The sequence below is a fragment of the Francisella uliginis genome, assembly GCF_001895265.1.
Taxonomy (GTDB): domain Bacteria; phylum Pseudomonadota; class Gammaproteobacteria; order Francisellales; family Francisellaceae; genus Francisella; species Francisella uliginis.
In genome coordinates this window covers 1,416,353-1,441,139 of record NZ_CP016796.1, presented here as the reverse complement: position 1 = coordinate 1,441,139, position 24,787 = coordinate 1,416,353, and the positions used below count along the sequence as shown (strand labels likewise).

Below are 24,787 nucleotides of genomic sequence, written 5' to 3'. Positions count from 1 at the left end.
AATGGCAAGTAGTTATCGTGATTTAGTTGTGTGGCAAAAGGCTATGGAACTTACAAAACAAGTCTATGTAATTACAAATGACTTTCCAAAAGAAGAAGTTTATGGTTTAACTTCTCAAATAAAAAGATCTTCAATATCAATTCCTAGTAATATAGCTGAGGGAAAAGGTAGAAATACGGATAAAGAATTTGTAAGATTTTTACAAATATCTTTGGGCTCATTATATGAACTACAGACTCAATTAGAGTTAGCAAAGAGTTTTAAATATATAAACGATATAGAAAATATTCTAAAATTATCAATAGAGATTGAAAAAATGTTAAACAAGTTAATAACAGTAAAAGGAGGCAGAAATGTCTAATAAAAAATCTTCTTCCTTCTTCCTTCACCCGTCCTCCTTTATGGATGATAATGTAACAATTGGCGAAGACACAAAGATTTGGCATTTCTGCCATATTCATTCAGGTGCTAATATTGGATCTAAATGTTCATTAGGTCAAAATGTAAATGTTGGTAATAATGTCAAAATTGGTAATGGTGTTAAAATACAAAACAATGTTTCTGTATACGAGGGTGTAGAGCTTGAGGATTACGTATTTTGTGGTCCCTCAATGGTTTTTACTAATGATTTAACTCCTAGGGCAAAATACCCTAAAGGTAAAGAAGCATATAAGAAAACATTAGTTAAATATGGTGCATCAATAGGAGCAAATGCAACTATAGTCTGTGGTAATACTGTAGGTAGGTGGGCTATGATAGCTTCTGGAGCGGTTGTTACAAAGGATGTAGCTGATTATGCTTTAGTTGCAGGTATACCCGCTAAGCAAATAGGCTGGGCTTGTAAATGTGGTAGTGTACTTGAAAACATAAATAAATGTGATGATTGTAACAGAAAATATAAATTAGAAGATAATAAACTGGTGCAAATATAATGGAATTTAGAGACCTAAAAGCACAATATAAGTATTTAAAAAAAGAGATTGATACAGCTATTTTTAACGTTTTAGAATCTGGACAATATATTGGTGGGACTGAGGTTAAAGAGCTTGAGAAAGAACTAGCTGAATATGTCGGAGTTAAGCATTGTATTACATGTGCTAATGGTACGGATGCTTTGACTATATCACTTACAGCGTTAGGTATTGGTAAAGATGATATTGTTCTAGTACCTGATTTCACATTTTTTGCATCTGCAGAATCTGTAGCTTTTGTAGGAGCTACTCCGGTGTTTGTGGATGTCGATGAGCAAACATATAATATTTGTCCACAGAAAATTGAGGAAACTATTTTAGAGTTACAGCAAAAAGGTTATGGCAATCAAATAAAAGCTATAATGACTGTCGACTTATTTGGACTACCAGCAAATTATTCAGAGATCCAAAAAATAGCAGATAAATATAACCTTTTTATAATAGAAGATGCTGCTCAAGGATTTGGCGGTAGTATTAACGGTCAGAAAGCTTGTAGCTTTGGTGATGTTGCTACCACTTCATTTTTTCCAGCTAAGCCTTTAGGGTGTTATGGTGATGGTGGGGCTATATTTACTAATAATGATGAGTTAGCTACTTTTATACGCTCGTATGTGGTGCATGGTAAAAATGGCGATGATAAGTATGATAATATTCGTATAGGTGTTAATTCTAGGTTAGATAGTATTCAAGCTGCTGTTTTACGAGTTAAGCTAGAGGCTTTCAAAGATTATGAGCTAGATTCGGTAAATAAGTTAGCAGATAATTATAATCAAGAGTTAAAGGCTAAAGGCTATCAATTACCATATATTCCAGAAAGATATATTTCTAGTTTTGCCCAATATACTATTAGGTTAGAGTCAAAAGAAGCTAGAGATAATTTACAAAAAGAGTATGCTAATAAAGATGTACCAACTATGATTTATTATAATAAGCCGATGCATAAGCAAGGAGCTTTTAAAAATAAATTGATAGAGTTGGATTGTTTTACAGGTTCTCAAAACTTGTGTGATACTGTTTTGAGTTTGCCGATTAATTTATATTAATAATTAAACTATTTGTTTGAAGGTATCATAATGGATTTAAAAAGAGAAAAGGAATACTGGGATAATTTTTATAAAAGTAAAACTTTAGGTATTGAAAATATTCCATCGCAGTTTGCTGCCTTTGTTATGAGTGAATATAACTATGTTAATAAAGTATTGGAGATAGGCTGTGGAATGGGTAGAGATACATTTTTCTTTGGTTCACTTCATAAAAAAGTATTAGGTTTAGATGCATCTTCAAATGTAATTCAGTTATGTAATAAAAAAGCTAAAAATAAAAACATAGACGTTGATTTTCAAGAGTATGATATTTCAAGTCAAGACTATGAGTACTTAAGAGAATGGTTTAATAAAGAAAATGAAGCTATCAATATGATATATGCTAGATTTTTCCTGCATGCTATTGACGATGAGTTAGAAAAAGCCTTTTTTAAACTATGTAAATCTATTTGTAGAAATAATGATCTTGTTGCTTTAGAGTTTAGGACTAATAGAGATGAAAGTCAAAGTAAAGAGACAGATCTACATTATAGACGATATATATCTCCTCTCGATTTTATGAATCGTGTTATCAAATATGGTTTTAAAGTTGATTATTTTGTTGAAGGTTTTGGTTATGCTAAGTATAAAAGTGATGATGCTCATGTAGCTAGATTTATTTTAAGAGTTGATAATGAGTAATTTAGTAAAAAAAACTATAAAAAAGATATTAATCGTTCAGATTAAATATTTTTTAGGAATAGTCTCAATTTTTATTCCTCAAAAGAAAAATCTTTTTATATTCTCTATGCGGAATGATAGATACGCTGATAATCAGAAAGCTTTGTTTGAGTATATTTCAAAAGAAGAAACGAATATAGAAGCTGTATGGCTTTATGATAGATTAAAACCAAATATTGATAATAAAAGAATAGAGCCAAAACTTAAGTTTGTTAAAAAATATAGCCTTTATGGTTTTTACATGATATCAAGAGCAAGCTTAATTGTCATGTCGCATAGTTTTGGTGATTATGGATATTACTATTTTATAGTTAGACAGAAGAAAGTATTGATGCTTTGGCATGCAGTGACTACAAAATCTTGTGGTTTATTGGATAAAAAGTTCGATTCTGATAGAAAAAATCGATATATTAATCGAGAAACAAAGTATTATTCTGGAATTATTGCTTCGTCAAAAATAGATACATATTATACTTGTGCATATACAGGTTGTAGTATAGATAATGTTTACATTACTGGATTACCTCGTCATGATAGGATTGAAACAAGTTATAATAATAGAAAAACAGTAACTAGAGTGCTTTACGCTCCTACATTTAGAGATTATGATATATTAGGGGAAAGCTTATTTTTTCCTTTTAAAGACTTTTTATTAGATAGATTTATTAAATTTGCGAAGAGTAATGATTTAATCTTTATTCTTCGTCCCCATCCTAGTGATAAATCGTCAATAGATCATTTAAAAGAGTTAGTTAGCTTATATCCTCAAGTATTTGAAGATGGGTCTTCAGATGAGTTCGATGATAATATTGTTCTTATAAATGAATCAGATGCTGTCATAACTGATTATTCTTCTATATATATAGATTTTTTAGTAGCTAATAAACCATGTGCTTTTATACCTTTTGATTTTGATATGTATATGGAAAAAAGAGGTATGGCATATGACTATGAATGTATAAGTCCTGGCCCACTTATAAATTCATATAAAGATTTTGAGGGAGCATGTTTATCAATTATACAAAGATCTCCAGAATGGGAAGAAAAAAGAAACCATGTTAAGCAGATGTTTTTATCGTATGATGATAAGTTAGCTTGTAGTCGAGTTGTAGAAATAGCAAATAAAATAGTAATGGATAATTGATTCTTTATATGCATATTTTAGTATTACCATCTTGGTATCCTTTGTATGATGGAGATTTCTCAGGTTCTTTTTTTAAGGAACAAACCATAGCTTATAAAAACTATTTTCCTAATGCTAAAGTAGGTGTTATATATCAGCATTTTTATAGTTTAAGAAAGATAGGTCATAAATTAAATATTAATGATATTGATAATGGTGTATTAACTATCATAAAAACAGGAGTTTCCATCCCTAAGTTACGGCAATTTCAGGCAAAAAGATATGTAAATAAAACGCTCAATATATTTAAAGAATATGTAAAGCAAAATGGTAAACCTGATTTAATTCATGTACATTCTGCATGGCAAGCTGGACTTACAGCTTTGCAAATTTATAAAAAATATAATATTCCATATATTGTAACGGAACATAGTTCAGCTTTTCAAAGAGAAAAGTTTTCACAAAAGCAATTGTGTTTGATTAATATGGTTTTTAAATATAGCTCTAAAAATGTAGCTGTATCAAGTAGCCTTGCAAATTATCTTTCAAAATCTTTTAACAGTAATTTTATTTATATTCCAAATAGTGTTAATCAGATGTTTTTTGAAAAATTAAATAATGATAGAAATAGCAATTTTTTTGATTTTCTTAGTCTTGCGGGATTAAATTTAAATAAAGGTTTTGATATTTTAATTGATGCCTTTTGTAAAGTTTTTCAAAATATTGATAATGTTAGACTTATAATAGGTGGTGATGGAGTAGAAAGGAATAGTCTTGAAGAGTTATCTAAAGACTTGAAAGTATCTGATAGAGTAGTTTTTTTAGGTAAATTATCTAGAAAAGAAACTTTAAGTATAATGCAAAACTCAGATGCTTTTGTATTAGCTAGTCGTTATGAGACTTTTGGTGTTGTTTTTGTAGAGGCACTAGCTTGTGGTTTACCTATAATTGCGACAAAATGTGGAGGTCCTGAATCTATTGTCAATGAGGATGTAGGGTATTTAGTGGAGAAAAATAATATTGACGAATTAGCTAGTGCTATGCTGGATTTATATAACCATAAACGACAATGGTCTAATAAAAAGGAATTTATAAAAAAATATTGTAAAGATAATTTTTCTCAAAAAGTAGTAGCAAGTAAGTACCATCAAGTTTATAAGAGTGTATTGGAAAATAATGATTAAAAAATTTCTAACTTATGGAATTGGGTCAATAGGTTCGGCTGCTATTAGCTTTCTTACAGTTCCTTTTATAACTAGGGTTTTATCTCCTGATAATTATGGTATAGGCACACTATATATAACTATTATTACACTCTTATTTTACATATCTAATGCTGGTTTAGATATGGGATATATGCGTTTTTTTTATGAGCGTAAGACTAAAGAATATCAAATAAAACTTTTTTATCAGTGTCTTTTTATAGTTTTGATTTTAGCTCTTTTTGTTTCTGTAGTATTTTTCTTTACTAGAGTTTATATTTTAGAGTTTTTCTTTCAGTCAAATAGTTTTGTGTTATATCTAGCAATTATATATGGTTTGGCTCTTTTTATATTAAATCGTTTTGTAATGCTATCTATTCGTATACAGCAAAAAGCATTTCTATATTCATTAGCGCAGATTTTAAATTCTATAGGTTATTTAATAGGATTATTTGTTTTTTATTATATTTTCAAAATCTTTAGCTTTAAATTAATTATATATTCTCAAATAACCTCATTATCTCTTGTTTCACTATTTTTAATTCTGTTAGATTTGGATAAATGGAATTTGGTTAAATATCTTGATTCATCAGTATTTTACAAAGGATCATTAAAAGAAATATTTAAATATAGCTGGCCATTTATATTTTCTTTTATAACTATTTGGGGAATGCAATATATAGATCGATTATTTTTAATAAAATATGGTAGTTTTTATGAGTTAGGTATATATAGTGCTAGTTTTACATTAATTGCTCCTTTGGTTATCTTGCAGTCAACTTTTAGTACTATGTGGACTCCTATGGGTAATAAACTTTTATTGCATACTCCTAACAAAGCAAAAGTTATTTATTCATTTTTATACCAAAATTTAATGTCTTTATTCTTTGTTGGTATACTTTTTGTATTTTTGTTTAGAGAACCGTTGTCTTTTATATTAGGTGAGAAGTTCCGCGAAGCTATCAATATTTTTATGTGGCTTTTATTTATTCCATTTTTTAATCTTCTAGGGCAATTACTTAATGCAGGTATCATTAAAACTAAAAAAACTGTGTGGAATATTTGGGCAAGCGTTTTAGGATTCTTAGCTAATATAATAAGTTGTTTTATCTTTATACCTATGTTGGGAGCTGAAGGAGCTGCTTTGTCTTTGGTAATAGGGTCTTTGTTATTTTTCCTTGTAAAAATGTATAGTAATCAATATCTTTTTCCATATAGGTTGAATAATAAATTTTCAATTTTAAATATAGTATTATTCTGTATTCTATTTGTTATAAGTAGAGAGGAAAATTTAGGAGTAATAATTTACTTTATATGTTTTCTAATTTTCTTATTACAATTAACATTTTTATTTAAGAAAAAAAATATTCAGAGGTTTAAATTACTGAAGAAAACTTTGAATAAAATTTAGGTATTCTCATGTGTAATAATATTGTTATACTTAAGATATTTTTATTTAAATAAGGTTTTGTTTGTATGAAAACCTACATATTCGACTTAGATAATACACTTTATCCATACAACAATGGTTTATTTGATAACCAAATGGCGAGAATGAGTGATTATATTAAACTTAAACTAGATATCTCAGATACTGAAAAAGCTGATGCCATTCGAGATGAGTTATATTATGAATTTGGCTCTACTATGCTTGGTATGATGCGCTATCATGGCATTGAATCCAGGGAGTTTCTAGATTATATAGATGATATTGAGATTAGTCACTTCAAGCCAAATGAAAGGCTAAATAAGTATATAAATGATCTAAGAAAAGATAATCGTACTTATATTTTCACCAATGCTTCTAATTTTCATACAGATAGGGTACTTAAACAGTTAGGCTTAGATAACAGTTTTGATGGAATTTTGACTATTGAGGATACGGGTTTAGTCTCTAAACCAAAAACAAAATACTTTGAGATAGGCAGAGATAAGTTCGATATTGATTTTACCAATGCTATTTTCTTTGAAGACTCTTCACACAATTTAGTGCCAGCTAAGCATTTAGGAATGGAAACTGTATTAATTCATGCCGATGATCATAAGTCAGAGGCTAATTTCTATGATAATCAGGAAATTGATTATTATGTGAAAGATGTGGAGTCTTTTTTTGAAGGTAACTATTTAGCTAGAAGATAGTGAAAAAAGAATACAGTTATCTTGAACTGGCTGCTGAGCGTGGTTGAAGTACAGGATCTCCTAGATATGGTGATAGGTATAGAGATTCCGGATCAAGTCCGGAATGATCAAGAAATGTATAGTTATACCCGCGCACATTCGACTCCGCTCAGTGACCGAGGGGATCTTTTAGCTGATGGTTATGATTTATGAGATTCCCTCCTACGAGGGAATGACAAAGAATCTATGGTATTTACCAAGCTGTAACAGTTATCTTTTTATCTAGACCACAGTTCATTTTTGACTTGATTCTTTCTAGGCTTTCAGATGTTTGTAGTCCAGATTTTGCATCAGAATACTGAATTACATGACTAGCATTAATTAAAGCAAATTTTATAGAATCCTCAACGCTGTTTCCTTTGTAGATATTTGCACAGAATGTTGAACTAAATGCATCTCCAGCCCCAAGTGTATTTAGGACATTTTTGATACGCAATGATTCACTATGATATATTTTATCTTTAGTTGCTGCATAGACGCCATTTGAGCCATCAGTTACCATGATTAGTCTAACTCCTAGATCTAAACATATTTTAAAAAAGTCTTTTAATCTAAAAGTAGCGTTTAGAAAGTCTCTTCTTTCTTCATCATGTACTGTTTCTAACCTATCTTTTGATTCTGCTATCTCTTCATCATCTGAAGAAAGTAGAGAAAGCATAAGTTTTTGAGCTTCTTGATAATTTAAAACTAATATATCAATACCAAACATCGAATCTTTTATAAAGCTCTCACCAACACTTAGTTGACTTGAGCCTGGATTAATAGCTACTTTTGTATTATTTTCTGAGGCAAGTTGTACTATCTCAGGTAGTCTAGCAGCTGAAGATTTACTTAAAGATGTTATATATATAAAGTCACTGTCGATGATTGCTTGAGATGGTAGGTCATCTTTCAGTATATCTTTATTGGCACCTCTATAAGCAAAAATAGTTCTATCACCACTTAATGTTGGGATTACGTAAGATGTAGCCGTACCGTAATTATTAGAGTATCTTATATTTGATATATCTATACCAAAGTCTTTAAGCTCTTGAGCTATCTTTTCACCTGTAATATCCTTACCTATTTTTCCAAAAAAGCTAACATCAATATTTTGCTTTTTAAAAGAAACAGCTGCGTTAGTAGCTCCACCACCAGAAAAAGAGTTATGTTCTTTTACTTCTATTTTTGCTCCTTCTTCAAGTAACATAAAAGATTGAGTGGTATCTTTCTTTTGCATGTTCATGGTGAACATCTCTTCATACTCGATAATCGTATCTAGTGTCGCGCCACCAATAGTTAAAGCTTTAAGAGTTTTCATTTTAAGGTTTTATAGCTAAATAAATTATTTGCTAGATAGCATATCATCAAATAAAAGAGGCGTAAATGTTTTAAATACCTTAAAGATTTGAAAAAATAAACCTTTTTTATAGAAAAATTATTCATTAATTAGTATTATTTCACCAAAATGTTATTTTTTACTATAAAGATTTTTTAAATATTAAAGGAGATTTTAAAAATGCCTTCTAAACCAGTTAAAAAGGATCACCGTGGATTTATTATGCCTATCGGGGGTGGAGAAGATAAATTCGCAAGTCCTACAGTGTTGGAGAAGTTTATAGAGTTATCAGGTGGAGAAGATGCAAAAATAGCTGTAATACCTACAGCATCTAAGCTGCCAGATACTGGTGATATTTATGTTGATATTTTTAAAAAGATGGGTGTCAAAGATGCTTATAATTTAAAAATAGAAACTCGCCTTGAGGCTACTACAAATAAAGAGTATCAAGATTTACTCTCTCAGTGTACAGGTATATTTATGACTGGCGGTAACCAACTGTTACTTTCTACAACTCTTGGTGGTACTCCAATAGCTCAGCTTATTCGTAGATTAAATGCAAAAGGTGTTAATGTTGCAGGGACATCTGCAGGAGCAGCATTTATTTCTGGCTTTATGATTGCTGGAGGTCAAGCAGGACTTATGCCTAGATGTAATATGGTTAACTTAGCTCCAGGTCTTGGCTTAACAAATAAGCTTTTAGTAGATCAGCACTTTTCTCAAAGAGATAGATTAGGTAGACTTCTAGCAGCATTATCATATAATCCTTATATGGTTGGTGTGGGTATTGATGAAGATACTGCTGCATTATTGAACTCTGAGAATGTTATCGAAGTTGTTGGCTCAGGTATGGTAACAGTTATTGATTTCTCTCATTTAAAACATTCGTCATTACATAATGCTCGTAACAATGCGCCAATTAGTTTAGTAGATATTCGTATGCATATGTTATTAGAAGAACAAAAATTTGATCTAAATACTTGTTTAGTTGAATACTAATCTTAAAATTTCTTTTATAATCTTTATAAGTCAGTCAGACTAAACTTATTAATACTACTTTAACTTTTAATAGGATTTAAATATGCAGAAAATTATAATTCATGGTGGTTGTGGTGCTAGAGAGGATAAAAATACTTCCTTTGGCGATTATCATCAACATTTATTGCCTATAGTTGAAAAATCTTATGATTATCTCAGACAGGTAGATGATGCTAATCAAGCAGCAATATTTGCTGCAAAGCTTTTAGAGGATAATGAGATCTTTAATGCTGGTACGGGTTCTAGAGTTCAGCAAGATGGTCAAATAAGGATGTCTGCCTCAATAATGGATAGTCAGCATAAGAAATTTGCCGGCGTTATCAATATTCAGAATGTTAAAAATCCAATTGAGGTTGCAAGTAGGCTAATGCAACAACATCATAGTGTATTATCAGCGGAGCAAGCTACTACATTTGCTCATGATGTTATGAAACTTTCGAAGTATAATCCTATGACAGAAAAAAGATATCAAGAGTATCTTGAGCTTAAGAAAGGTTATACTGGCACTATAGGTGTAGTGGTTTTGGATTCTAAAGGAAAAATATGTGCTGTAACTTCTACCGGAGGAGCTGGCTTTGAGTATCCTGGTCGAGTGGGAGATAGCCCTACAGTTGCTGGTAACTTTGCAAATGATGAAATGGGAATATCTTGCACTGGTATTGGTGAACATATTTTAAATCAAGCAGTAGGAGCCAAAATTGCTACAAGAGTAAAAGATGGTATGAATTTATATGAAGCTGTAAATAAGTCGATCACAGAGAGTGATGAATTCGGTGACTATGTTGGTCTAATAGCAATAGATAAAAAAGGCAATATTTGCTCTGGATCTACATCAGTAGCACAGACTTTATATGCATATGCAGATGGTGAAAAGATAAAAACTTTTTATGATGAAAAAATCTTGTAAAAATGTGTTGACTTAAAGGCAAGATTACGTAATAATATACGTCATTGGCCTGATAGCTCAGTCGGTAGAGCAGAGGATTGAAAATCCTCGTGTCGGTGGTTCGATTCCGCCTCAGGCCACCATTATTTAGAAATTGTCGGAGCATAGCGCAGTTTGGTAGCGCATCTGGTTTGGGACCAGAGGGTCGGGGGTTCAAATCCCTCTGCTCCGACCATTATTTGTGCGTCCGTAGCTCATCTGGATAGAGCATCGGCCTTCTAAGCCGAGGGTAGCAGGTTCGAATCCTGCCGGACGTGCCATTACATAATTGATTGCAATTTGTAATGGTGGTTGTAGCTCAGTTGGTAGAGCCCCGGATTGTGATTCCGGTTGTCGTGGGTTCAAGTCCCATCAATCACCCCAGATATTGCGGACGTGGCGAAATTGGTAGACGCACTGGATTTAGGTTCCAGCGGGCAACCGTGGGAGTTCGAGTCTCCCCGTCCGCACCACTCTTTATCTTCATATTGTTTCAAAAAAATTAACTTGCAAAGATACTTCTCAAAGTATAAAGTTAGTTCTTTATTATATTTTCTAATTTTAAATTTTTAAGCTTGATGAATAAACTTTCAAAAAAACATATTTTATTTGCATCAGCTAGCACTATAGTTGAATGGTATGATTTTATGCTTTTTGCATATTTAACACCTGTTATTGCTCATATATTTTTTCCAGATGTTGGTAAGTATACTGCTATATTAATGACTTTTGGAGTTTTCGCCGCTGGATTTTTTATGGGGCCAGTAGGAAGTGTTGTAATGGGTAGCTTTGGTGACCGATTTGGTAGAAAGAAAGCATTAATTTTATCTATAACTATGATGATAGTACCAATGTTTGTCATAACGTGTTTGCCTGTATATAGCTCTATAGGAATTTTAGCACCACTAATATTAGTATTAATGAGACTTCTTCAAGGGTTTTCTATAGGTGGATCTTATGGAGGAGTAATGGTTTTTATGATTGAATCTGCTAAACCGAATCGCAGAGCCTTTGTCGCAAGTTTTGCTACTATGTCATCTGGAACAGGTGTTTTTTTAGCTTCTTTAGTTGTGATGTTGCTGTTTGGTATATTTAGTCAAGAAAGTATAAATTTATGGGGATGGAGAGTTGGATATATTATTGGATTAGTTTTAGCAATAATATCTTTGTTCATGAGGTTATCAATACCTGAGAGTTATTCTTTTGAGGAGTTGCAAGCCGAAGGTGAAGTATGTGCAACACCCGTTCGAGAAATGTTTAAAAAACAGACAAAGCCTTTATTTTTTGCTATTGCTTTATCAGCATATGCCAATATTATTTATTATTTAGTTCTTTCATATTTACAATCACATTTTACTGAATTGGATTATTCTGAATTTTATTCTTTAGCCATAGTTACTATTTTTAGTTTACTTTTTTCATTTTCAGCTCCTTTATGGGGATTTTTAAGTGATTATATAGGCAGAAAGCCTTTAATAAAGTTTTCTATATTTATTTATATATTCTTATCATATCCTTGTTTTATGCTAATGGGACAAGGACTTGTTTACCTTGTTATTTCTATGATCATTTTGAGTATCCCTTTAATGGCTGTTTGGGGATCTTACGGAGCTTTTGCGCCAGAGTTGTTTAAAACAAAATATCGCTATAGTGGTAATGCCTTAAGCTATAACATAGGTAACTCTTTCTTTGGAGGAACAATTCCTTTTATTGCAACTTCATTGGTAGTTTTAACAGGGAGTATGCAAGCACCAGCATGGCTCTTAGTTATAGCTTCGATTATAATGCTTCCAGTAGTATATCTCATGCCTGAGACTAGATAATATTAAACTTTAAATATAAATAATTTATAGGCTTTTATATAATATTTTAAGTGCTATAATTTAATAGATGTCTTAGGTAACAAGGTGGCTGCTTTGGATTTTTGGTTAATTATAGGTGTTTTTGTAGTTTTATGTTTATATTTGATAATAGAGAATATAATTCATAATATTAGTATCAAAAGTATTCCAGTTAGAATTCATGTCAATGGTACTAGAGGAAAATCTAGTGTTGCTAGGCTTATTGCTGCTGGTGTTAGGGCTGGTGGATATACAACTGTAGCGAAAACTACTGGAACTTTAGCAAGATATATCGATGTTGATGGTTCAGAAACCCCAGTATTTAGGATAGGTTTTAGTAATATTGCCGAACAAGTTAAAATTATGTTTAAGGCAAAAAGGGCAAAAGCAGATGCTATTATTATAGAATGTATGGCGTTACAGCCTTTACTACAATCTTTATGTGAACTTAAACTCATAAAAGCAACACATGGTGTATTAACAAATGCACGACCTGACCATTTAGATGTAATGGGGCCAACAGAAAGAGATGTTGCTAAGGCATTAGCAGGGACAGTTCCAGTTAATTCTAAATATTTTACAGCCGAAGATATTCATTTAGATTTCTTTGATTACGCATGTAAAGACAGAAATACTCAACTAATAGCAGCTACAGCTGATGATGCTGAAAAAATATCTGATGATGAAATTAATAAGTTTGTGTATTCAGAATTTAAAATCAATGTCGCCTTAGCTTTAAAGGTTACTGATGATCTTGGCATTCCTCGAGAAGTTGCACTTAAAGGTATGTGGGAAGCAACTCCAGATCCAGGGGCAATGACTGAGTATAATTTTGATGTCAAAGATTCTGAGATGAATTTTGCTAATGCATTTGCTGCTAATGATCCTGTATCTACTAAAATGCTGTGGGATAAGCTTTATGAAAAGTATCAAGAATGTGAAAAGAAAGTTCTTGTTGTAAACTGCAGAGCAGATAGGGAAGATAGATCTAAACAAATCGCAGAGGCTATTTTAGGTTGGGAAAAACCTGATTTAGTTACTCTTATTGGCACAGGAACAGATGTGTTTGTATCTTTTTACAAAAAATATGCTAAATCTCTAGGTGTAAAAACTGCAGAAGTTATAGTATGTGAGGATATGAAACCTTTAGAAATTCTTGAAAAAGTTTATGCAACACAAAAGGCTGAATCCTATATGCTTGTAGGGGTAGGTAATATTAAAGATATAGGTATGGATTTAGTAGATTACTGTGATCAAAGCCATAAGAATAAACATGATTTGTAATTTTTTAGAATATAAATAGGAGAAAATATGGATCCATTAACGCTCTCGATTGGGATCGGTCTAATAGTTGGACTGGTTTTTGTATCACTTTTAGGTTTATCTACTGGTGGTATGGTAGTACCTGGATATTTTGCTTTAGAAATGGGGGCTCCTGATAGGGTTATAGTCACTATTTTAATATCAATAGTAATATTTGGTATAGTTAGATTAATGTCAAAATTTATGATTATATATGGTAGAAGAAGAATTGCTATTACAGTATTGCTATCATTTATACTAGGTACTATATGTAATGCTTTGTTCTCACAATATCTAACTACTAGCTTTTATTCTAATAATCTTCAAGTAATAGGATATATTATTCCGGGACTTATAACTTTGTCTATAGATAGACAGGGACTTATTGAGACAATAGGATCTTTATTAATAGCTTCTATTGTTATACGTTTATTATTAATAGTTTTAATTGGACCTCAAATAGTAGGGATATAGTATGAAGACGATGTATTGGCACCGTAAATTTTTATCACGTTATATAATTTTGTTTTTAACAGTATTTATGATTATTTCATTATATATAGTTGAGGGCAATTTAGTTGTTGAAACAAAAGGATATACACAGAAGATACAAGCAGCAAAAATGACAGATAGAGCATTTGAGCTGACTGAAAGATTTTTTATGTCAAAAGGTTACCTATGTCAGAAAATGGGAGATATTTCTTGCACTGGCTTAATAGGCTTGTCAATGACAGAAATAACTACTGATTCTGGCGATTTATATGCAAAAAGATCTTCAGTAAACCCTAATATGTCAGCACTCTTTGTTGATTGGTTAAGTCAGCTTAATCTAAAAGAAGGCGATACTGTTGCTATCCAAGAGACAGGTTCTTATCCAGCTTTAGACATAGCGATGTTAGCAGCAATAAAAACACTGAAATTAAAGCCTTTAGTTATTTTTTCTGCTGGTGCTTCGCAGTTTGGTGCAAATAGACCAAACTTTACTTGGCCAGATATTTATCATAATTTGGTTGAGAAAAAATTATTTGATTTTGATGTGTTAGGCATAACTTTAGGAGGTTCTCATGATAATGGTTATGGTATGACTCCAAGAGCTATCTTAAAACTTAATGATGCGATTAAGAGAAATGGTTATAAGGTTATTAATGTACCTTATAAAGATGCTACTAACACTTCTATCAAAAAACGTATGGAAATTTATAAAAAAGCCGCAGGTGATAACAAGATTAAGGCTTATATAAATGTTGGTGGTAATATGGCATCTATAGGCCTTAAACAGCTGGATACAAAAAAAGTAGACAAAAAAGACACTGATAAGAACAAAGATACAAATAAAAAGGTAACTGAAGATAAGAAAAAGTCAAAAGAAGATAATTCTTCTAAGACTACTATTAAGTTGCATAGTTTCCCTGCTGGAGTTACAAAAAGTTTACCACCTGAGTATAAGACTGTGAATTCTGTTGCAGTTAACTTTTTGAAAGAAGATATTCCAGTTATAAATGTTAGAGATATAAATACTTCGATAATTAAAGATTATGGTTTAGTATATAATCCAAGTAGTATTGTACCACCTGGACAAGGTGCTGTTTTCTCTCAGAAAAAATATAATACAACTTTAGCTGCGATCTTACTAATAATAGATATCGCTTTAATAATATTTATGGCGTTTATTTCAAGAAAATACTTAATTTCTTTTAAAACAAAGTAGTTATAAATTGCTTTGATTTTTATTTCAATTTATCATTTAACTAATATATATAAATTAATTTAGTTAATATGTTTTGTTATTATGAACTCAATAAACTCATCTCAAGATATCTTCCAGTTGAAGAAAGATTAAAAATAGCTCAAGCCTTTATATTTGGAGCTGATGCGCATGAGACACAAGTGAGAAGCTCAGGTGAGCCTTATTTTACTCATCCAGTTGCAGTAGCTTGTATATTAGCAGATCTTAAAATGGATGTTGATACAGTTATAGCAGCACTCTTACATGATGTTGTTGAGGATACTGAGTATACAGCTGAGGATATAACAGAGCGCTTTGGTGAAAAAGTTTCTCAACTTGTAGAGGGAGTAACAAAACTTACCCAAATAAGACACAAGAATAAAGTTGAACAACAAGCGGAAAATTTCCGTAAGCTGCTCTTATCGGTAACAAAAGATGTTAGGGTTATTTTCATAAAACTTGCTGATAGATTGCATAATATGCGTACTTTGGCACCTCTGAAACCCGAGAAAAAAAGAAGAGTATCTAAAGAAACTCTAGATGTATTTGCTCCTTTAGCTCATAGATTAGGTATTAACACTTTAAAAGAACAGCTAGAAACGCTTGCTTTTGAAGGAATGCATCCTTATAGGTATCATATCTTAGAAGAAAAGGTTAGAAAGGTAGAAAAAAATAAAGAAAAAGTTTTTTACCAAGTTAAAGAAGCATTGATTGAAAAGTTAGGAGATTTAGTTACTCCAGATGATATAAAATCTAGAAAGAAAACCTTATTTAGTATTTATAACAAAATGCGCAAAAAAGGAATTTCTTTTGATGAAATTATGGACATGTATGCTTATAAAGTTATTGTTCCTAATAGGATTGACTGTTATGTTGCCTTAGGCAAGGTTCATGAATTATATAAGCCAATCCCGCAGAGATTTAAAGATTATATCGCAACACCAAAGGCTAATGGTTATAGATCAATACATACTGTTGTTTCAGGACCTTATAACATTCCTCTAGAAATACAAATTAAAACTGAACAAATGGATCGCCAGGCTGAATATGGTATTGCTGCTCATTGGAGTTATAAAATAGGCGAAAAAACAGATAAAGCTTTACAAAGATGGCTTAAGAAAATATCAGATATTAACGTTTATACAGCTAGTTCAGTTGAGTTTTTGGAAAATGTTAAAGCAGATGTGTTCAATAATGATGTTTTTGTCTTTACGCCTCAAGGAGAGATTATTGAATTACCTATAAATTCAACATGTGTTGATTTTGCTTATTTTATACATACTGATATTGGTAATAAATGTGTCTCTGCAAAGGTTAATAGGAAAGTGGTTCCTCTTAATTACAGGCTTAAACAGGGTGATCATGTTGAGGTAATTACTTCAGCTGTTGCTGATCCAAATCCTAGTTGGTTGAATTTTGTTGAGACTGGTCGTGCTAAGTCAGCTATCAAAGAATTCTTAAAACAACAGTATAAAAATACAGACTATATTAAAGGTAAAGAAATCATCGAAGATAGACTTAAATCATTAGATGTAGACTTAAAAGAAGTACCAAATGAGATTATAGATGGAGCTTTATTTAATTATGAGGGTATTGACACTATAAATCGTTTTTATCTAGATACAGGCTTAGGTCTGATAGATCCAAATAACTTTATTGAGTTTGTAGCTAAATATTTTGACGATATGCGTAATTCTTATAATAAGTCTTCAGTATCAAAAATACAGATCAGGTATGGGGATGATCCGCGTATTGCTGATTGCTGTTTGCCGATACCAAATGATGAGATTACCGGAATTGTTAATGATGATGGAAATGTTGAAGTACATAGAAAAAGTTGTAATGAACTATATGCAAAATTAACAAGACAAGATGCTAAACAGATTGAAGCAGATTGGTTTGTAAACAATGATGATGATCCAAGCTTTAAAACACGTATTATTATTACACTTAAAAATATACCAGGTTCAATTGCGAAAATAACAGCAACCCTTGCTAGAGAAGGTGTTGATATTCGAACTTTTGATATGATATCAGTAGATAATAAGCATGCTAAGTTAGCCTCTATTGTAATTGTTAGAAATAGAAGAGAGCTTTATTTATTAACTCGTTTGATAAGAAAAATAGATACTTGTGAAAATGTAGAAAGAATTCTTAATATAAATAAAGATTAAATATTAGTTCTTGCATTAAATGCATGCAGTAATGTTTGTTGATCTAGATACTCTAATTCTCCTCCAAAAGGAACTCCTAAGCCAATTCGAGAAATTTTAATATCACTTCTAATCATTTGAGAAATAAAGTGAGCAGTAGTTTCTCCCTCAACTGTCGGACTTATTGCAAGTATTATTTCATCAATTTCACGAGATTCAATTATTTGAGATAAAATATCTAACTTAAGTTCGTTAGGCCCAACTCCATCTAGAGGTGATATTCTTCCATTCAATATGAAATATTTACCTTTAAAAAAGCCAGCTTCCTCAATAGCTATCATATCAAGCATACTTTCAACAATACATAACTTTGTATCATTACGACTTGTACTATTACATATATCACAAACAGAGTTTTCTGTTAAAGCTTGGCATTGCTGACATTTTGTAATCGTTTGAGTTGCTTCTAAAAGCGAATTAGCAATAGCAATAGCTGTCTCAGGAGATTTATCTAGTAAATGTAATGCAAGCCGCTGTGATGATTTTTTACCAATAGTCGGCAATTTACGTAAAGATTCTATTACAGCTGTAATTTTTGGCGAAAATATTTTATTATTCATTATTTAGGAAAGTTCATGCCACCTGGTATATCGATACCAGCATCTTTAGCCATTTGTTGAAGGTCGCTTGAAGAAGAGTTTTCTTCTATTTTTTTAACAGCACTATTTACAGCAGCTGCGATTAAATCTTCTAACATTTCTTTATCTTCTTTCATTAAAGAATCATCTATATTTACAGATTTAACATCATATTTACCAGTCATAGTTACTTTAACAAGGCCAGCTCCAGATTCACCATTAACTTCCATATTATCACGTTCTTCTTGAGCTTTTTTCATTTGTTCTTGCATCTTTTGAGCTTGTTGCATTAGCTTTGACATATCAAAGTTCATTTGTAATCCTTATTTATTCTTATTTAAAATTTCTTTTACACAACTTAATATTTGTTCACTTGAGTCTTTTATCAATGTTTTTTTTGCAATTTCTGATATTTTTTCAAGTTTGGCTTTGTTTTGTGCTAGAGGTTTTATTATATCGATTAAATTTTCTAAAGTCATCTCTTGTTGTCTTAAGCAAAAGCCGGCATTATTTTTAACGATATTTTGAGCATTGAAAAACTGATGATCGTCTACAGCTGATGGCAAAGGTATAAATATTGTAGGTAAGCCCGCAACAGCACATTCTGAGACTGTTAGTGCACCAGCTCTACAAATTATTAAATCTGCCCATTCATAAGCCTCTGCCATATCAAAGATAAACGCTGAAATATCCTTGATATTTTTTGCAGGAATATTTTTATAGTTATCTTTAGTTTGCTCAAGTGTTAGCTTACCTGTTTGGTGCCAAACTTTGATATCTATATTTTGCTCAACAGCTTTTGTGATTAAGGTTGGGATAATTTCATTTATCGCTTTTGCTCCTTGACTACCTCCAAGAATTAAGAGTTTTAGTTGATGATTAGAAAAATCTTTTACTTTATCGTTTAAAGCGACAATATCTTTTCTTACAGGATTACCAACAACCTTTGTTCTCGCAAGTTGTTTTTTAGAAAAATAGTTTTCGATATTATCAATATCAAAAGCTAAGCATATTTTACTAGCTAATTTAGCTAAGATCCTGTTAGTTAGACCAATTTTTGCATTTTGTTCATGGATTATGATAGGGATCTTTTTTTGGACAGCTGCAAGACATATTGGCCCAGAAACATATCCTCCAAAACCAATAACAAGATCTGTTTTGAATTTTTTTAATATTGATCGTGCCTTAAGAGTACTAATTATTAACTTTATAGGGAATGTGATTTTCTTTATTATTCCTTTTCTTCTAACTCCAGATGATTTTATAAATTGGATATTAAAGTAATCAGGAACAATATTTGCTTCCATACTATTAGGAGTACCTACCCAAATTACATTAGCTTTATTTTCTTTTAATAACTCTGCTACAGCTAAAGCTGGATATATATGTCCACCTGTTCCACCTGCAGTTATAATGATATTTTTGTTTTCAAGATTCATATACTTTGATGACTAAAAATTTGTTTTTTACAAATTAATTTTAAAGGATTTTTATGCTATTATCATCAATTAGATAAAATAAAAAAATTCGGTTTGTCAAAGAGGAAATATGTCAGAAATTAATCAAAGTTATTTATATACTGAATCTAATGAGTGGGTTGAGGTTAAAGATAATATTGCAAGAGTTGGTATAGATGATTATTCTCAAAATGAGTTTGGTGAGATTGTTTATGTTGATTTACCAAAAGTTGGTCAAGAATATTCTAAAGATGATGAGGTTTGTGTTATAGAATCTGTCAAAACAGCATCAGATATTTATTCGCCATTATCAGGGAAGATTGTTAAAGTTAATGAAGAGTTAGTAAATAATCCTAAGCTTATTAATGAGTCTTGTTACAGCGATGGTTGGATATTTGAGATACAAATTGATAATAATGAAGAATTGAGTAATCTTTTGAACCCAGAAGATTATAAGAATCATGTTGAGTAAAAATTACTTTGTATTAGTCTTTTTATTTTTTTTATCTTTTAACACATTTGCCTCACAAAAATATCTTGATTATTGTAAAATATATAATCCTAAGAAAGGTATTGAGTATGAAACGCATACAAAAATATCCGTAGATTTTTGTAAATACTATCTAAGATTATGTAACGAAAAATATAATAACAAATGTAGAGCAGTAATGAATGGTTATCAAGGTCTTTATAATACAAATAAAGTGATAGCTACAATGCATGTACTTTATAATGATGATTTTGATAGGCGAGATAACTAAATTTTCTAGAATAAATCGCGCTAAGATCGTCTTTGGTTCTAATAGTATAGTTAATATTCTCAGGGGATTGCTAGCTTAGCCACCTTTATCTATAAATTCTCTATCTTTCAAGATAGAGTTAATCCAAAAGAAATATGCCATTCTACGACTTGATCGTAGAATCTACCGTCTTGAAAATCAAGCACTAAATTGCATATTTTGCTTAACCATAGCATTGAGAGTTACAAGCATTTTTCTCATAACAGCAACTATAGCAACCTTTTTGATTTTACCATTTTCTAATAAACGATTATAAAAATCCTTCATCCTAGAGTTAAACCTAGTAGCTACTAATGCAGCCATATACAATGTTTTGCGTACTTTAGAGCGACCATACTTAATTGCAGAATAGCCGCTTTTCATACCACTCTGATTTGTAATAGGTGCTACACCAACTAAAGCAGCTATTTCTTTATTGTTAATTCTGCCAATTTCAGGTAAATCACATACAATACAGCAGGCAGTATTTGCACCAATACCAGGCATCGATGTTAATATGTCAAACTTGTTAGCTAGTACTTTATCTTCATTTATGATTGCCATCATGTGTTGCTCTATTTTCTCTATCTCTTTCTTCAGGTATTTAAGCATTCTTTCACTCGATGATTTCAAGATTTTATCTTTAACCAAACCTAAACGACAAGCCTCTTGATGATGAGTCTCTTTAAGCTGACCTAGGCGAGAGCTTAGTGCATTCAACTCTAGATCTTGATCGCTAGGTAAGCCTCGTATATCATCGTCTTTAATAAACGCACCATAAGCCTTTAGTACTTTTGCATCTATAGCATCAGTTTTTGCTAAACATCCCATGGCTTTAGCAAATGAAACCACCTTGTTAGGGTGAGCTATGTGGACTTTTATGCCAAAGCTTTCTAAACATTTTGCTGGCAGAACTTCATAACCTCCAGTACTTTCTAATACTGCTAAAACAGCTTCGTTTTCTTCAAAATGCTTTTTTATGAAAGAGTTGATGCTACTCTTTTTCATGGCTATACGCTTAACTTTGCCTTTATCGCCATAGCAAACATCTATCCACTTTTTTGATATATCTATTCCTAAATACTTTATTGTTTTATCTGTCATGTTTGGTATCCTTTTTATTAGGCTCATAATCGCGGGATTGTACATTCGGTCTTTGATGACCTTTCTACCGTTCGCGTTTTAAAGTCGTGATTGAGATGAGCTTTTTGATTCTCACGGTTTTCAATAACCAATCCAAGGTCAAAGTCTCATCTCTTTCTTATATTTTATCAAGGATGATAGAATACAAGATTAATCACTGTTTATAAGATACAATCCAAGTTTAAAGCTCATAATAAAATGGATCCTATGGTCAAGCCATAGGATGACAAAAATGGCTTCAAAAGTTATTCGGATTAGCTATACATGTTATAAGTTTTTTGTCAGGTTGTTAGCTTATCCTATCTATTACTACTATATGTTGGTAGCAAATAGTTGATATCAAACCTGTTAATAGAAAACTATTCTTGATTTATAATAAAAGAATCCTTACTTAATATTTTAAGTAAGGTCAAAAACTTGTGTATTAAATTAGGCTTATAATTAATTTATAGTAGAAGGTTTTATCGTTAAATAACGATATTATTGTTATTTAAGGTCTTTTTTAGATGAATATTTTATAATTTTTCCCAAGCAAGATTTCCATTTGCACCATTTGGCTTATATCGAATTGATGCAACTGAACATAAAGAAGAGATGCAACGATAATGATTGCCACCATTATATGTGACTATGTCACCAATACTGTAGTTTTTGCCCATTACATAAGTTGGATATTCAAAGGCTTGAGGCTCATCAGTAGGTTCCTGAACTTCAGGCTTATTAGCATCTTCTTGAGCTTCTGGGTCATAAACATTCCAAGCATCATCCCAAGCTCTACCAGTACCAGGTGCATATACTGAAGGATCTTGATTACACCATCCTTGTACATCACATACGTAAAGTTCATTACCTTCTCTAACTACATCTCCATGACTATATGTAGTTGTTTCAGAATACTCAGGATATTGAGCTACTTCTTCGCTTATTTCCTCTTCAGGATCATCAGCAGGTTTTGAGCTTCTGGGCCATAAACATTCCAAGCATCATCCCAAGCTCTACCAGTACCAGGCGCATATACTGAAGGATCTTGATTACACCATCCTTGTACATCACATACATAAAGTTGATTACCTTCTCTAACTATATCACCTTGGCTATATGTAGTTGTTTCAGAATACTCAGGATATTGAGCTACTTCTTCGCTTATTTCTTCTTCAGGTTCATCAGCAGGCTTTTCAGATTCTGGAGTATATTCTTCCCATGCTTTTGTCCAATCACTACCAGTACCAGGAGCATATGCCCAAGCTACTCCAGAACACCATCCTGCCTCTGTACACTGATAAAGCTTGTTTTCATTTCTTACGATATCACCATTTTGATATTTAGTACCTTCTTTATACTCAGGGTATTTAGCAAGATCTTCATCTGTAGCACCTGTATATTCATTAACTGTGATATTTAAATCTTTTTGCCAAGCGTCAGTTCCTGTAAGCTGACTATATATGACAAGGTCATAATCTCCCGCAGCTAAGTTCTCAACTTGCATATCTAGATCATAGGTATTCATAGGAGCAATTTTAATATCATCTTTTCTATATACTTGATTGCCATCTTTATCTAGTAATGTAACAGTAACATTTACTTCTTCAGAACTATGAGACATTATTTTTGCATTAATATTTAAGTTTCCAGAGGAGTCTAAAGTATATACTTCATTAAAGTCCATTAAGTGTAGTTCATTTACTAAATTATGATCAGCAATATCTTGAATGAAGCCAACATGATTATAAAGTTTATCTGCTGTTTGGTAAACATATAAAGCACTTGTGCTAGGAACAACAGCTCCTTCAGCATTTTTCTCTCCAGCGATAAGAGCTTCATTTAACTGTTGTGAACTTATTTCATTGATTTTCTCAGCTAATGTAGTTAGAAGAGTCTCTGAAGACATGTTTGCAGGTACATCTAGAAGTTTTATTTTTTCTATAGTAGTATCAGATGCTTTTGATAGCTCTAAGCTTATTATATCGCCTTCTCTAACCTTAGATGGGTTTAGACTAAATCTAGTTGCTTCAATAGGGTACCTATCATTAGGATTAACAGGAGTATCTTCTTCATAATCACCAACATATATCCAAGCACTATTTTCACCTGGAGGAGCTTCGCCTGGGTTTACCCACCATTGATTTTCATAGATTTTACCATCATATACTACTTGTATACCACTACCTGGATACTCCTTATTTGGATCATATGCAGATATGCCAGCTTCACCTGTTCCTCCCTCTGGAAGGATAAGAGTGCCTGCGGTATGCTCATTTGTAAAATCTAGATCTATAAGGTTATAAAAGCTTGCACCAGTATCATAAACATCCCACTCAGCCATAATTACTTGATAGCCAGTTCTTTCAGGCATTGTACAAGTAAATGTTAAATCATCAGGAACAACATCAGGGGCTTGCCAGAAAGGCTGAGGATTATAGCAGTTTAATGGTTGATCTTCAAAACTATCTCTAGTTAGTAGCTCATTTGGATTCCAATCTGGTTTAGTTATATAGAATTTAAAATGTTTTCCTCTGTGTGCTGCTGTGAAGTGCCATTTGAAAGTTAATGTTTGACCTGGAGATACAGCAGTCTTAGCCCATCTACTTTCATTTTGTTCATCTAAACTTTCAGCCCAACCATGTCCAACAGAACCCATTTTATTATCTAGTCCACCATTATCAAATAAACCATCGGCTGCTTCAAGGGACTGAGCATCACCTACTACATCTGAACAATTAGTATTTTGGTGTTTGTCACATAAGTATGAACGAGAACTAGGACTTTCAACATAGCCGTGAGAATATGCTTGTGAACTAGCTAATAATGCTAAGCTAGTTAATAATGAGATCTTTTTTAGTTTCATCTATATAAACTCCTTAAATTTATTTAAATATATGCATTTGAGTAAATTAAAAAATACTTCATAAAAAAGCTGTCTTTATAAAGTACATGGAATAAAAGTATCATTAATTATCAGATTTTGGTTTAGTTATTTTCAACAAGCCTTGTTAAAAAAAAATAGTTTTATTTATTTATATTTATTAGTTAAAAGTCTGAATTATATATGTAGAATTAGAATCTTATGAAGTTTTGTAGAAACTCCTTTAAGAAAAATTATGCATTTCTTATTGTTTGATTTAAATCAGCCTAATGGTGTCGATTTATATTAGATGCAAACTAAGTAAGTTAATATAGTTGACCAATCTAGATAAGTAATTTACATAGTTAATGCTATGCCATATAATATA

At 31.6% G+C, this 24,787-nt stretch carries 24 protein-coding genes and 5 tRNA genes; 22 read left to right on the top strand and 7 right to left on the bottom strand.

All coding sequences use genetic code 11. The features are described from left to right. Nucleotide 1: 1 nt before the first annotated feature. From F7310_RS06820 to F7310_RS06785, 8 genes are all read left to right on the top strand, one after another. A complete protein-coding gene (locus tag F7310_RS06820) occupies nucleotides 2-361 on the top strand; it encodes a four helix bundle protein (RefSeq protein WP_072712729.1) in 360 nt (119 codons plus the stop codon). Then, entirely contained in the window at nucleotides 354-932 is a 579-nt protein-coding gene (locus F7310_RS06815; protein ID WP_072712728.1) for an N-acetyltransferase, read from the top strand. The genes F7310_RS06820 and F7310_RS06815 overlap by 8 nt, the downstream gene beginning before the upstream one ends. After that, the gene (locus F7310_RS06810) at nucleotides 932-2,014 is read left to right on the top strand and encodes a DegT/DnrJ/EryC1/StrS family aminotransferase (RefSeq protein ID WP_072712727.1); all 1,083 of its coding nucleotides are present in this window, start codon (nucleotides 932-934) and stop codon (nucleotides 2,012-2,014) included. The genes F7310_RS06815 and F7310_RS06810 overlap by 1 nt, the downstream gene beginning before the upstream one ends. 30 nt (nucleotides 2,015-2,044) lie before the next feature. Further along, nucleotides 2,045-2,695, top strand: coding sequence for a class I SAM-dependent methyltransferase (locus F7310_RS06805; RefSeq protein ID WP_072712725.1), 651 nt, complete (start codon nucleotides 2,045-2,047; stop codon nucleotides 2,693-2,695). Beyond that, nucleotides 2,688-3,878, top strand: coding sequence for a CDP-glycerol glycerophosphotransferase family protein (locus F7310_RS06800; protein ID WP_072712724.1), 1,191 nt, complete (start codon nucleotides 2,688-2,690; stop codon nucleotides 3,876-3,878). The genes F7310_RS06805 and F7310_RS06800 overlap by 8 nt, the downstream gene beginning before the upstream one ends. Nucleotides 3,879-3,886: 8 nt before the next feature. Beyond that, nucleotides 3,887-5,041 carry a glycosyltransferase gene (locus F7310_RS06795; RefSeq protein ID WP_072712722.1) on the top strand — a complete coding sequence of 385 codons (1,155 nt, stop codon included), beginning with the start codon at nucleotides 3,887-3,889 and terminating at the stop codon, nucleotides 5,039-5,041. Continuing rightward, nucleotides 5,034-6,470, top strand: a complete 1,437-nt coding sequence (locus F7310_RS06790) for a lipopolysaccharide biosynthesis protein (RefSeq protein ID WP_072712720.1) — start codon at nucleotides 5,034-5,036, stop codon at nucleotides 6,468-6,470. Before F7310_RS06795 ends, F7310_RS06790 begins: the two co-directional genes overlap by 8 nt. A gap of 65 nt (nucleotides 6,471-6,535) precedes the next feature. After that, entirely contained in the window at nucleotides 6,536-7,198 is a 663-nt protein-coding gene (locus F7310_RS06785; protein ID WP_072712718.1) for a pyrimidine 5'-nucleotidase, read from the top strand. Between the two features lie 232 nt (nucleotides 7,199-7,430). Here the strand turns inward: F7310_RS06785 and F7310_RS06780 are convergent, their stop codons facing one another. Next, nucleotides 7,431-8,537, bottom strand: coding sequence for a carbohydrate kinase family protein (locus F7310_RS06780; protein WP_072712716.1), 1,107 nt, complete (start codon nucleotides 8,535-8,537; stop codon nucleotides 7,431-7,433). Nucleotides 8,538-8,735: 198 nt separating this feature from the next. On the opposite strand from F7310_RS06780, the gene F7310_RS06775 reads away from it, so the two are divergent. The 12 genes from F7310_RS06775 to F7310_RS06720 all read left to right on the top strand — a co-directional run bounded on the left by F7310_RS06775 (nucleotide 8,736) and on the right by F7310_RS06720 (nucleotide 17,561). Further along, nucleotides 8,736-9,554, top strand: a complete 819-nt coding sequence (locus F7310_RS06775) for a cyanophycinase (protein ID WP_072712714.1) — start codon at nucleotides 8,736-8,738, stop codon at nucleotides 9,552-9,554. An 82-nt stretch (nucleotides 9,555-9,636) separates the two neighbouring features. Then, nucleotides 9,637-10,500: an isoaspartyl peptidase/L-asparaginase gene (locus F7310_RS06770; RefSeq protein WP_072712713.1), complete on the top strand. Its 864-nt coding sequence runs from the start codon at nucleotides 9,637-9,639 to the stop codon at nucleotides 10,498-10,500. A 46-nt stretch (nucleotides 10,501-10,546) separates the two neighbouring features. Further along, nucleotides 10,547-10,622, top strand: a tRNA-Phe gene (locus F7310_RS06765). 15 nt (nucleotides 10,623-10,637) lie between these two features. Next, a tRNA-Pro gene (locus F7310_RS06760) sits at nucleotides 10,638-10,714 on the top strand. An 8-nt stretch (nucleotides 10,715-10,722) separates the two neighbouring features. After that, nucleotides 10,723-10,799 (top strand) — tRNA-Arg (locus F7310_RS06755). A gap of 27 nt (nucleotides 10,800-10,826) precedes the next feature. Continuing rightward, nucleotides 10,827-10,902: transfer RNA gene (locus tag F7310_RS06750), tRNA-His, on the top strand. 6 nt (nucleotides 10,903-10,908) lie between these two features. Further along, nucleotides 10,909-10,991, top strand: a tRNA-Leu gene (locus F7310_RS06745). Between the two features lie 105 nt (nucleotides 10,992-11,096). Next, a complete protein-coding gene (locus F7310_RS06740; RefSeq protein WP_072712711.1) occupies nucleotides 11,097-12,341 on the top strand; it encodes an MFS transporter in 1,245 nt (414 codons plus the stop codon). An 84-nt stretch (nucleotides 12,342-12,425) separates the two neighbouring features. Beyond that, complete coding sequence (gene pgsB, locus F7310_RS06735) at nucleotides 12,426-13,643, top strand: poly-gamma-glutamate synthase PgsB (protein ID WP_145951737.1); 1,218 nt, start codon at nucleotides 12,426-12,428, stop codon at nucleotides 13,641-13,643. A 27-nt stretch (nucleotides 13,644-13,670) separates the two neighbouring features. Beyond that, on the top strand, nucleotides 13,671-14,135 hold the full coding sequence (gene pgsC / locus F7310_RS06730) for a poly-gamma-glutamate biosynthesis protein PgsC (protein WP_072712710.1): 465 nt from the start codon (nucleotides 13,671-13,673) through the stop codon (nucleotides 14,133-14,135). 1 nt (nucleotide 14,136) lies between these two features. Then, complete coding sequence (gene pgsW / locus F7310_RS06725) at nucleotides 14,137-15,369, top strand: poly-gamma-glutamate system protein (RefSeq protein ID WP_072712709.1); 1,233 nt, start codon at nucleotides 14,137-14,139, stop codon at nucleotides 15,367-15,369. A 68-nt stretch (nucleotides 15,370-15,437) separates the two neighbouring features. Further along, the gene (locus F7310_RS06720; protein ID WP_072712708.1) at nucleotides 15,438-17,561 is read left to right on the top strand and encodes a RelA/SpoT family protein; all 2,124 of its coding nucleotides are present in this window, start codon (nucleotides 15,438-15,440) and stop codon (nucleotides 17,559-17,561) included. Here F7310_RS06720 and recR read toward each other — a convergent pair. The 3 genes from recR to murG are packed head-to-tail and all read right to left on the bottom strand — an operon-like array spanning nucleotide 17,558 to nucleotide 19,617. Further along, nucleotides 17,558-18,160, bottom strand: a complete 603-nt coding sequence (gene recR, locus F7310_RS06715; protein WP_072712707.1) for a recombination mediator RecR — start codon at nucleotides 18,158-18,160, stop codon at nucleotides 17,558-17,560. The genes F7310_RS06720 and recR overlap by 4 nt on opposite strands. After that, nucleotides 18,160-18,492 carry a YbaB/EbfC family nucleoid-associated protein gene (locus tag F7310_RS06710; protein ID WP_072712706.1) on the bottom strand — a complete coding sequence of 111 codons (333 nt, stop codon included), beginning with the start codon at nucleotides 18,490-18,492 and terminating at the stop codon, nucleotides 18,160-18,162. Before F7310_RS06710 ends, recR begins: the two co-directional genes overlap by 1 nt. Before the next feature lie 9 nt (nucleotides 18,493-18,501). After that, a complete protein-coding gene (gene murG / locus F7310_RS06705) occupies nucleotides 18,502-19,617 on the bottom strand; it encodes an undecaprenyldiphospho-muramoylpentapeptide beta-N-acetylglucosaminyltransferase (protein ID WP_072712705.1) in 1,116 nt (371 codons plus the stop codon). Between the two features lie 109 nt (nucleotides 19,618-19,726). On the opposite strand from murG, the gene gcvH reads away from it, so the two are divergent. After that, the gene (gene gcvH, locus F7310_RS06700; RefSeq protein WP_072712704.1) at nucleotides 19,727-20,107 is read left to right on the top strand and encodes a glycine cleavage system protein GcvH; all 381 of its coding nucleotides are present in this window, start codon (nucleotides 19,727-19,729) and stop codon (nucleotides 20,105-20,107) included. After that, on the top strand, nucleotides 20,097-20,396 hold the full coding sequence (locus F7310_RS06695; RefSeq protein WP_072712703.1) for a hypothetical protein: 300 nt from the start codon (nucleotides 20,097-20,099) through the stop codon (nucleotides 20,394-20,396). The genes gcvH and F7310_RS06695 overlap by 11 nt, the downstream gene beginning before the upstream one ends. A 177-nt stretch (nucleotides 20,397-20,573) precedes the next feature. On the opposite strand, the gene F7310_RS06690 is transcribed toward F7310_RS06695, so the two are convergent. From F7310_RS06690 to F7310_RS06685, 3 genes are all read right to left on the bottom strand, one after another. Beyond that, nucleotides 20,574-21,518, bottom strand: coding sequence for an IS110 family RNA-guided transposase (locus F7310_RS06690; RefSeq protein ID WP_072711322.1), 945 nt, complete (start codon nucleotides 21,516-21,518; stop codon nucleotides 20,574-20,576). Between the two features lie 554 nt (nucleotides 21,519-22,072). Beyond that, nucleotides 22,073-22,537 (bottom strand): hypothetical protein, encoded by a 465-nt coding sequence (locus F7310_RS10475; protein ID WP_145951736.1) that lies wholly within the window; start codon nucleotides 22,535-22,537, stop codon nucleotides 22,073-22,075. Beyond that, complete coding sequence (locus tag F7310_RS06685; protein ID WP_072712702.1) at nucleotides 22,480-24,402, bottom strand: lytic polysaccharide monooxygenase; 1,923 nt, start codon at nucleotides 24,400-24,402, stop codon at nucleotides 22,480-22,482. Before F7310_RS06685 ends, F7310_RS10475 begins: the two co-directional genes overlap by 58 nt. Nucleotides 24,403-24,787 lie beyond the last annotated feature (385 nt).

What these genes read in the sequence shown, in the direction of transcription:
- F7310_RS06820 (WP_072712729.1), top strand. Translation starts at nt 2, where the DNA reads ATGGCAAGTAGTTATCGTGATTTAGTTGTGTGGCAAAAGGCTATGGAA.
- F7310_RS06780 (WP_072712716.1), bottom strand. Translation starts at nt 8,537, where the DNA reads ATGAAAACTCTTAAAGCTTTAACTATTGGTGGCGCGACACTAGATACG.
- F7310_RS06800 (WP_072712724.1), top strand. Translation starts at nt 2,688, where the DNA reads ATGAGTAATTTAGTAAAAAAAACTATAAAAAAGATATTAATCGTTCAG.
- F7310_RS06710 (WP_072712706.1), bottom strand. Translation starts at nt 18,492, where the DNA reads ATGAACTTTGATATGTCAAAGCTAATGCAACAAGCTCAAAAGATGCAA.
- murG (WP_072712705.1), bottom strand. Translation starts at nt 19,617, where the DNA reads ATGAATCTTGAAAACAAAAATATCATTATAACTGCAGGTGGAACAGGT.
- F7310_RS06775 (WP_072712714.1), top strand. Translation starts at nt 8,736, where the DNA reads ATGCCTTCTAAACCAGTTAAAAAGGATCACCGTGGATTTATTATGCCT.
- F7310_RS06805 (WP_072712725.1), top strand. Translation starts at nt 2,045, where the DNA reads ATGGATTTAAAAAGAGAAAAGGAATACTGGGATAATTTTTATAAAAGT.
- F7310_RS06690 (WP_072711322.1), bottom strand. Translation starts at nt 21,518, where the DNA reads ATGACAGATAAAACAATAAAGTATTTAGGAATAGATATATCAAAAAAG.
- F7310_RS06795 (WP_072712722.1), top strand. Translation starts at nt 3,887, where the DNA reads ATGCATATTTTAGTATTACCATCTTGGTATCCTTTGTATGATGGAGAT.
- F7310_RS06720 (WP_072712708.1), top strand. Translation starts at nt 15,438, where the DNA reads ATGTTTTGTTATTATGAACTCAATAAACTCATCTCAAGATATCTTCCA.
- F7310_RS06815 (WP_072712728.1), top strand. Translation starts at nt 354, where the DNA reads ATGTCTAATAAAAAATCTTCTTCCTTCTTCCTTCACCCGTCCTCCTTT.
- pgsC (WP_072712710.1), top strand. Translation starts at nt 13,671, where the DNA reads ATGGATCCATTAACGCTCTCGATTGGGATCGGTCTAATAGTTGGACTG.
- gcvH (WP_072712704.1), top strand. Translation starts at nt 19,727, where the DNA reads ATGTCAGAAATTAATCAAAGTTATTTATATACTGAATCTAATGAGTGG.
- F7310_RS06785 (WP_072712718.1), top strand. Translation starts at nt 6,536, where the DNA reads ATGAAAACCTACATATTCGACTTAGATAATACACTTTATCCATACAAC.
- F7310_RS06770 (WP_072712713.1), top strand. Translation starts at nt 9,637, where the DNA reads ATGCAGAAAATTATAATTCATGGTGGTTGTGGTGCTAGAGAGGATAAA.
- pgsW (WP_072712709.1), top strand. Translation starts at nt 14,137, where the DNA reads ATGAAGACGATGTATTGGCACCGTAAATTTTTATCACGTTATATAATT.
- F7310_RS06810 (WP_072712727.1), top strand. Translation starts at nt 932, where the DNA reads ATGGAATTTAGAGACCTAAAAGCACAATATAAGTATTTAAAAAAAGAG.
- F7310_RS06685 (WP_072712702.1), bottom strand. Translation starts at nt 24,402, where the DNA reads ATGAAACTAAAAAAGATCTCATTATTAACTAGCTTAGCATTATTAGCT.
- F7310_RS06695 (WP_072712703.1), top strand. Translation starts at nt 20,097, where the DNA reads ATGTTGAGTAAAAATTACTTTGTATTAGTCTTTTTATTTTTTTTATCT.
- F7310_RS06790 (WP_072712720.1), top strand. Translation starts at nt 5,034, where the DNA reads ATGATTAAAAAATTTCTAACTTATGGAATTGGGTCAATAGGTTCGGCT.
- F7310_RS06740 (WP_072712711.1), top strand. Translation starts at nt 11,097, where the DNA reads ATGAATAAACTTTCAAAAAAACATATTTTATTTGCATCAGCTAGCACT.
- recR (WP_072712707.1), bottom strand. Translation starts at nt 18,160, where the DNA reads ATGAATAATAAAATATTTTCGCCAAAAATTACAGCTGTAATAGAATCT.